Consider the following 8,226-nt stretch of genomic DNA (forward strand, 5'->3'; position numbering starts at 1 on the left):
ATAGGTCGAGAAGTCTGTTTGTATGTTCTACATACTATTTACGGACGCGGCGGGTGGGTCAAGCCTGCAACCCTCCCCTTTGATCGTCATGGCCGGGACAAGCCCACGGCTGTCCGGTTTAGAAATACATGAACCAATTCAACGCATTGAAATAGATCGCGATTTTTGCACTCTTTGGCGCCCAGGACTTGGGACTGCCAACTTGAGTCTTTTGAATCACTTAGCACCCTGAACCGGACAGCCGTGGGACAAGCCCGGGGATGACGAAACTGGGGATTACTTCACGATGGGCAGGCTCACCGACGACTTCGCCAGCACCGTCAGAGTCGGGGCGGGCGTGAGCCGCGGCTGGGCGCGTTCGCGGTAGTCGGCGCCGGCCACGGTGATCTGGATACGGTGGCCGGCCTTGAAGACATAGGAGGCCGCCAGCAGGTCGAAGGTGACCTGGGCCGGTTCGCCGGGCTTCAGATCGGCCGCGTCCTCCTTCCAGCTACGATGCCAGGGCAGATCGAGCAGCGGCCAGGGCGCGGGGTTGAGCTTGCGCAGCGAGGCCTTCTGGCGGCCGTCGGTGACCACGGTGACCGTGCCGTCCGGCGCCACGTCCTCCAGGAAGACATAGAGGTTGGCGTCGGGCGCGCTCAAGGTGATCCACAGGTCGGCGATGGGGTGGCCGGTGACCTCGGTGTCGGCCTTGAGCGGCGCCTGGGCGAAGCTCACCCCACCCACCGGATGGCAGGAGACCGAGAAGGCGCCCACCGGCTCGGCCGGGCACGGAGTGTCGTAGGTGACGGTGAAGCTGGTGGCCGTCCTGCCGGCCCTGGCCGCGAGCTTGCCGCCGTCGAGGAAGACCGGCGTGGCCTTGGCCGTCGGCAGCGGCCACTGGCGGGTCGCGCGCCATTCCCCGTCCTTGGGTCCCCGCATGGTGAAGTAGTGGAGCGGGGCGTCGCCGGCGATGCCGGTGTCGATCCCCTTCAGATGATGGTCGAAGAAGCGCAGCTGCTCGGACTGCAGGTCGAAGCCCTCATTGCGGCAGTGCCGCCAGGGGCCGATCAGCATGCGGGTCCCGGGCAGGTTGGCCATGGTCACCAGACCCTGGGTGCGGAAGTCGTCCCGCCAGCCGCCCTGGACATAGAGCGGCACATTGGCCCGCTTCACCTGGTCGGCCACGGCCCCAAGACTGACCTCGTACCAGAAGCGGCTCATCACCAGGGTGGAGTAGCTATCGCGATAGGGCATGCCCTTCATCAGCTCCAGCAGGTTGGTGGAGAGCAGGTGCTCCTCGGCCGCTTGGCGCAGCAACACCTTGGACTCGTCGCCCTGCACGGGATTGGTCTGCAGGTCCTGCTCCACGGTGCGGCTGGGCCCCGTGCCGAACTGGGCGATGATCCCGCCGCGGGTGTGGCCGTCGAAGCGGTCCCAGGCGAAGCAGCCGGCCCAGGCCGCGGCCAGGTGCGGCGGCCGCGCACTGATCGCGTGCATCACCGCCTCGCCGGTGTTGGAGCAGCCGAACATGCCCACCTTGCCGTCCGACCAGGGCTGGGCGGCCAGCCACTCGGTGACCTCATAGGCGTCGAAGCCCTCGGTGAAGTCCTCATACCCCCGGCGGGTCCCGAAGGAGGCGCCGTTGCCGCGCCGGGCGACGACGGCGACGACATAGCCCTGGCGGGTGAGGCTCGCCAGGCCCGGCGCAGGCTTGCCGGTCCCGGCCGCGTCGATGGCCAGCGCATTGTGCCAGATCACCGGCAGGCGGGCCTCGACGGGCTTACCGTCCCTGGACGGACGATGCAGGGAGACGGCGATGCGCGTGCCGTCCCGCATGGGCAGGTAGAAGGAGGTGACTACCTCCTCGTCATACCGCGGCGCCGGGTGATAGGCGCCGAACTCCGCGGCGGCGGCGGGCGAGCCCAGGACCAGGAGGGCGGCGGCGGCCAGCCAGGCCAATGGGGCTGAAAGGCGCATCGCGAACTCCGCGGAAGGGAAAGACGGCGGCGCGGCCGTGGGGACAACCGCGCCGCCAGGCGACAGGCTACCAGCTCTTGCTGATCTCGAAGGCCACCATGCGGCCGATGGGCGAGGCCGTCTGGCTGTCCCAACTCACCGTGCCGTTGAGCACGATGGGCGGATCCTCGTCGGTGAGGTTCTGGGCCGAGAGCGTCAGGCGCACGCCGTCCAGGTGGAAGGGGGCGCTCTCCGGGAAGGCGTAGGAGACCGTGGCGTCATAGGTGGTCTGGCTCGGCGCCTCGACATTGGGGGTGATCGCCGTGTTCCTGAAGCTGTCGACATAGTTGGCGAAGGCGTTGGCGCTCCAGCCCGCCAGGCGCCAGCCCAGGGCGTAGCGGACCCGCAGGTCCACCGGGTTGCCGAAGGTGTCGTTGACGTCGATCTCCGGCGCGCCGGCGGCGGTGCGCCGCTTGACGTTGAAGATCTTGGCCACGTCCACCGAGGCGCTCCACTCGCCGATCCCGGTCTCCATCCGGTAGCCGACATTCACGTCCAGGCCGTCCTGCTTGAGGCTACCCAGGTTCTGGCGGCGGCCGTCGATGATGGCCCTGATATTGGTCACCGCCTCGACCGGGTTCTGCAGGTCCGGGCTGGTCATGAAGGTGGCCACCCGGGCGTCGAAGGCCGCATTGCCGGCCACGTCCGAGGCCGGCGGCCGGCGCAGGGCGTAGGCCCCGTAGACCGCGGCGTTGGTCAGCGCGCTGTTGGGCACCACGTCGATGCGGTTGGTGTAGTCGATTTTGTAATAGGTGGCCGAGACCCGCAGGCCGCTCAGGAACGAGGGGTTCCAGTCCAGGCCGTAGGACCAGGTGGTGGCCTCCTCCGGGCCGAGCCTGGAGTTGCCGCCGTTGTAGAAGATGCCCCGCGTCGTGCCTGAGCCCGACGTGGGATCGGTCAGGTTCTGGATGAAGATGTTGAGGATCTGGTCGGCGCCGTCCACCAGGGAGGGGGCGCGGAAAGAGGTCCCGTAGGTGGCCCGCAGGCTCAGCCCCGCGAAGGGCGAATAGACCAGGCCCACCTTGGGGTTCGAGGTGCGGCCGAAGTCGGAATACTTCTCCACCCGGCCGGCCAGGGACAGGTCCAGGCGCTCGATGCCCGGCATGGCGTTCTCCCCGCCCACCAGGGGGATGAACAGTTCCCCGAACACGCCGCGCACATTGCGGCGGTTGACCACCAGCTTGGCGGTGACGCTGCCGTCGGCGGCGACATTGGTGGCGAACAGGGACTGGCGGAAGCTGTTGTTGTGATAGTCGGCGCCGATCGCCAGCCGCACCTGGCCGGCCGGCAGGCTCATCAGCGGGCCGTCGGCCTTGAGCTGGAAGTCCTTGTTGATCGCCGTCCCGTACTGGTCGCGCTCGCCGTCGATCAGGTTGAGCAGGGCCAGGTTGTTGGCGCGGTTGAAGGTCCCGTTTCCGAAGGGGTTGAAGGCCGTCGCGGGATTGGACGAGCGCAGGGCCGCCCCCAGCACGACATTGTTCAGCACGCTCTGACGCGATTGGAAGCCGCGGTCCACGCCGTGGTCGAAGGACCCCTGCATCTGCCAGTCGTCGGTGACGTCGAAGACGAAGCCGACGGCGTTCTGCTGGGAGTTCTCCCAGCCGGTGGAGTTGGGATTGAGGTCGTCGACGAAGCGGTACTCCACCGTCTCGGAGGTCGGCGTCGGGGTCACCCCGGCCGGGGCCACGAACCAAGGATTGGTGTTGGGGACCGCCAGGCTGAACAGGGCCGGCGGGGCGGCCAGGTCGAACTTGCGGCGAGAATAGAAGCCCTCGTACCAGAGCTCCAGCCGGTCATCGACCTTGTGGTGGAGGTTGAACAGGAGGGTATCGCGCTCCTGCGCCGGCAGCAGGTCGGCGGCGGCGGCCTCGTCGTAGCGGTTGGCCGCGCCGGCGACGAGGGCGGCCGGGCTGACGCCCACCCCGTTGGTGTTGGGCAGGGCGTAGCGGACGCCGGAGATGACGATATTGCCGGGCGCCGCGGTGAAGGGCCGGGCGTCGGAGCCGCCGCGGGCGCGGCGATCCTGGCTGGCCCAGGGGCGATCGGCGCCCGACAGGTGGCTGCGCTCGTTGTGCTCGTAGGCGAAGAAGGCGCTGCCGCCGTCCCAGGTCTTGCCGAAGGTCTGGGAATAGACCCGCTGATAGAGGTCGTCGGCCGCCCCGTAGCGATAGGCGGTCTCGGCCCCGTCGAAGTTCTTCCGCGTGATCAGGTTGACCACGCCCGCCACGGCGTCGGAGCCGTAGATGGCCGAGGCGCCGTCGGCCACCACCTCGATGCGGGCCAGGGCCACGGCGGGGATCTGGTCGATGTCGGAGAGCGCCTTGATCACCCCGTTGGGCGCCAGGCGGCGACCGTTGAACAGCAGCAGGGTGGCTTCCGGCCCGATGCCCCGCAGATTGACGGTGCGCACCGCCGTGCCGTTGGCCGCCGCGTCCTGGGCGCCGCCGGTGAAGGAGTTGCGCGCCTCGTCGGCGCCGAGGTTCAGCACCACCGGCAGCAGCTTGGTGACCTCGCTGGCCGAGGCCACGCCCGAGGCCTTGAGCTGTTCCTGATCGACGCCGGTGACCGGCGAGCCGGTGGCCGCGACGCCGCGGATCGAGGTGCCGGTGACGACGATTTCGGAGACTTCGCTGGCGTCCTGGGCCCAGGCCTGGCTGGCGAGACCCGCCGCCAGAGCGATGACCGACGCGCCGAGACGCAGTGAAACTGGCCGCTTCATACCCATGACGCCCTCCCGTGGCGAGTTGTCCCGTCTAAGCTGCGGGCCGATGGAGCTATCGCTCAACCGTTGTTCTGACAATTAGTATGTTCGACAAACTAAATGCGCGCAAGCGGCTCGCTGAACCCGAGCTTCGCCATGGGCCGACCGTGGCGCCGGCGCCGCAGTCCCGGGCCCGGCAGCGCAAGAAAAAACCCTCCCCCCGGGGAGGGGAAGGGCCTTACTGACGAACCGCGAAGGAGGAGGTTGCGGGTCGAATCTCGCGTCTAGAACTCTTCCCAGCTGTCGTCGGCCGGACGCTGGGCCACCTGGGCGGTGGCGCGCATCTGGGGCCGCGGAGCGTGGGCGGCGGCGGGCGGCGGGCGGCGGGCCGAACGCGGCGCGGCGGCCGCGCCGCCGGTCTTGAAGCGGGCCACCAGGCGGTTCAGCTCCTGGGCTTCCTGGGCCAGGCTGTGGCTGGCGGCGGTGGACTGCTCCACCATGGCCGCGTTCTGCTGGGTCACCTGGTCCATCTGGTTGACGGCGGCGTTCACCTCGTTGAGGCCGGTGGCCTGCTCCTGGGACGAGGCGGCGATCTCCGAGACCAGGCCGGAGATCTCGCTGACCTTGTCGACGATCCCCGACAGGGCCTGGCCGGTCTCGCCCACCAGGCGCACGCCGCTCTCCACCTGACGGGTGGAGGCCGCGATGAGAGTCTTGATCTCCTTGGCCGCCTCGGCCGAGCGCTGGGCCAGCGCCCGCACCTCGGAGGCGACCACGGCGAAGCCGCGCCCGGCGTCCCCGGCCCGAGCGGCTTCTACCCCGGCGTTCAGGGCCAGCAGGTTGGTCTGGAAGGCGATCTCGTCGATCACCCCGATGATCTGGCTGATCTGGGTCGAGGACGAGGCGATCTCGCCCATGGCGGCCACCGCCTCGCTCACCACCGCGCCGGAGCGCTCGGCGTCGCCGCGGGCGGCGTTGACCACCGCGTTGGCCTGCTCGGCGCCGGCGGCGGACTTCTTCACCGTCACGGTGATCTCGTCGAGGGCCGCGGCGGTCTCCTCCAGGGAGGCGGCCTGCTGCTCGGTGCGGCGCGACAGGTCATCGGCGGCGCCGGAGATTTCGCCCGCGCCATTCTGCATGCTCGACGCATTGGCCGCGATCACCAGCATGGCCTCCTCCAGGCCGCTCATGGCGCGGTTGAAGTCGTCGCGCAGCTTCACATAGGCCGCGGGGAAGTCGTCGGGCAGGCGGTGCAGCAGGTCCCCGTCGGAGAGGCGCGACAGCCCTTCCCCCACCGAGGCCACCACATGGGCCTGCTCGGTGGCGAGCGCGGCGCGCTCGGCCTCGGCCTGCTGGCGCTCCTGGGCGGTCTCGGCCTCCAGCCGGACCTTCTCGGCCTCGGCTGTGGTGAGCGCCAGGCCGTTTTCCTTGAACACCTGGACGGCGCGGGCCATGGCGCCGATCTCGTCGCGGCGCTCCTTGCCGGACACGTGGACGGTGAGGTCTCCGCCGGCTAGCCGCTCCATGGCGTCGGTCATGCCGGCGATGGGCCCGGCGATCTCCTTGCGGGAGATGTAGAGCGACAGGGCGCCAAGCAGCAGGCCGCCGAGAGCGCCGGCGCCCACCAGCCACCAGAGCACCGCCTGCTTGTCGGCCTCGGCGTCTATGGCAGACTGGTCGATGTCCTTCTGCTGCTGCTTGGTGAGCAGGGTGACGGCGGCATTGGCCTTGTCGAACACCGGAGTCATCTTGTCATTCAGGGTGCTCTCGCAGTCGAACAACAGGTGGATCATCCGCTCATCGCGCAGTTGCTTGTCCAGGGCGACATAGGCGTCGAGGTTCTGCAGCAGGGCGTTGTAGGGGGCGACATGTTCGCCGTCGATCAGGGGTTTCATCTCGGCCAGGGCGGCGCGGGCCTCGGCCACCTGGGCGTCGAATGCGGTGTTCAGGCCCTCCAGCGCCGCGTCGTCGGTCTCCACGACCGTCTGGTAGGCGATCTGGTGCATGCGGACGAAGGCGACGTCGGCGCGGGCGGCCAGGGAATTGCCCTTCACCGGGTCATTGACCAGGTTCGAGGTGGCCGCCGCCATCTCGTTGGCCTTGAACACCGCAAAGGCGGTCATGGCCGCGGTGAGGGACAGTAGCATCCCCACGATCAGCAGAATCTTGCCGGGAATGCGAAGGTTGGAAATGAAGCTCATCAAATAGGTCCTTGAGCCGGGCGTCGGCCTGAGATCGCAATCCTGGGTAAGGTGACAGGGTTAAGGGCTCGTGGACGCGAACCCGGCCCGGCCGCCGCGGTCGCCCTGCCTCGTCTGATCGAAATGGCCATGATCACCCCGCCCGACGTCCGCACATAGGGCGTCCGGCGATCAGGTTCGGCGAGTCTGCTTAATGGCGTCTTTACCCGATCGGTCCGGCGCGACGACAGTTTGTCGCAGCGTCGGCGATCAGCCGTCCAGCTTGGCGGGCTTCAGGTTCATCAGCCCACGGCGCTCCAACTCGCCGAGCAGCTGATCGACCTGGCTGCGCAGTTCCAGCATGCCCTCGGGGCTGAGGATCAGGTAGCCGGACTTGATGATCTCGGTCTCGCCGGTGACGCCCGCCACGCTGGCCGCCAGGGCCACCCGGAAGACCCCGGACTGGAAGCCCAGGCCCGCGACCTTGTCGGCGAAGATCATCGGCAGATCGAACTCGGGAAGGCCGGGCGGGCTGGACATGGCGGCAAACTCGCATGATTCCCCGCCCTCGACCCCTGGCAAGCCGGGGCGAGGCGCGGTTAGATGCCGGCGCAAGGGAGATCAAGGATGGCCAAGTTCCAGGTGACGCCGCTCACCCCCACCATCGGCGCGGTGGTCGAGGGAATCGACCTGTCGCGCCGGCTCGACGACGAGGAACTTGCGCAGGTCCGCGCCGCCCTGCTGGCCCACCAGGTGATTTTCTTCGAGGACCAGCACATCACCCCGGCGCAGCACCGCGACTTCGCCGCGCGGTTTGGGGCGCTCCATACCCACCCGCTCTATCCGGGCGTGCCGGAGGCGCCGGAGCTGTTCATCCTGGACAACCACAAGGACAACCCCACCGACAACGACAGCTGGCACACCGACGTCACCTTCATCGAGACCCCGCCCATGGCCTCGATCCTCTACGCCAAGCACCTGCCCCCCAGCGGCGGCGACACCATCTGGTCGAACATGAGGGCGGCCTATCAGGCCCTGTCGCCCACCTTCCGGGAGTTCCTGTCGACCCTGGACGCGGTCCATGACTTCGCCCGCGGCTTCCCGCAGCAGGGCATCGTGGCGGCCGGCGCCGGCGCCGAGAAGCACGCCAAGGCGCTCGCCGCCAATCCCCCGGTCCTGCACCCGGTGGTGCGCACCCATCCGGAAACCGGCGAGGACGGCCTGTTCATCAACTACGGCTTCACCGACCGCATCAAGGGCCTGCGCCGCAAGGAGAGCGACGCCATCCTGAACATGCTGTTCGAGCACATCCAGAAGCCGGAGTTCCTGGTCCGCTGGCGCTGGAAG

The 8,226-nt window shown here is 68.6% G+C and carries 5 protein-coding genes; 1 reads left to right on the forward strand and 4 read right to left on the reverse strand.

What is annotated here, in order from left to right:
- Window positions 1-276: 276 nt before the first annotated feature.
- The 4 genes from Q7T09_RS11755 to Q7T09_RS11770 all read right to left on the reverse strand — a co-directional run bounded on the left by Q7T09_RS11755 (window position 277) and on the right by Q7T09_RS11770 (window position 7,419).
- Window positions 277-1,959, reverse strand: coding sequence for a CocE/NonD family hydrolase (locus Q7T09_RS11755; RefSeq protein WP_304699870.1), 1,683 nt, complete (start codon window positions 1,957-1,959; stop codon window positions 277-279).
- Window positions 1,960-2,026: 67 nt separating this feature from the next.
- The gene (locus Q7T09_RS11760) at window positions 2,027-4,723 is read right to left on the reverse strand and encodes a TonB-dependent siderophore receptor (protein WP_304699872.1); all 2,697 of its coding nucleotides are present in this window, start codon (window positions 4,721-4,723) and stop codon (window positions 2,027-2,029) included.
- Between the two features lie 260 nt (window positions 4,724-4,983).
- Window positions 4,984-6,900, reverse strand: coding sequence for a methyl-accepting chemotaxis protein (locus Q7T09_RS11765; RefSeq protein WP_304699873.1), 1,917 nt, complete (start codon window positions 6,898-6,900; stop codon window positions 4,984-4,986).
- A gap of 249 nt (window positions 6,901-7,149) precedes the next feature.
- A complete protein-coding gene (locus tag Q7T09_RS11770) occupies window positions 7,150-7,419 on the reverse strand; it encodes a hypothetical protein (RefSeq protein ID WP_304699874.1) in 270 nt (89 codons plus the stop codon).
- 87 nt (window positions 7,420-7,506) lie between these two features.
- On the opposite strand from Q7T09_RS11770, the gene tauD reads away from it, so the two are divergent.
- A partial coding sequence (tauD, locus tag Q7T09_RS11775; protein ID WP_304699876.1) for a taurine dioxygenase occupies window positions 7,507-8,226 on the forward strand: 720 nt, incomplete at its 3' end.

This window comes from Phenylobacterium sp. (assembly GCF_030645195.1).
GTDB lineage: Bacteria > Pseudomonadota > Alphaproteobacteria > Caulobacterales > Caulobacteraceae > Phenylobacterium.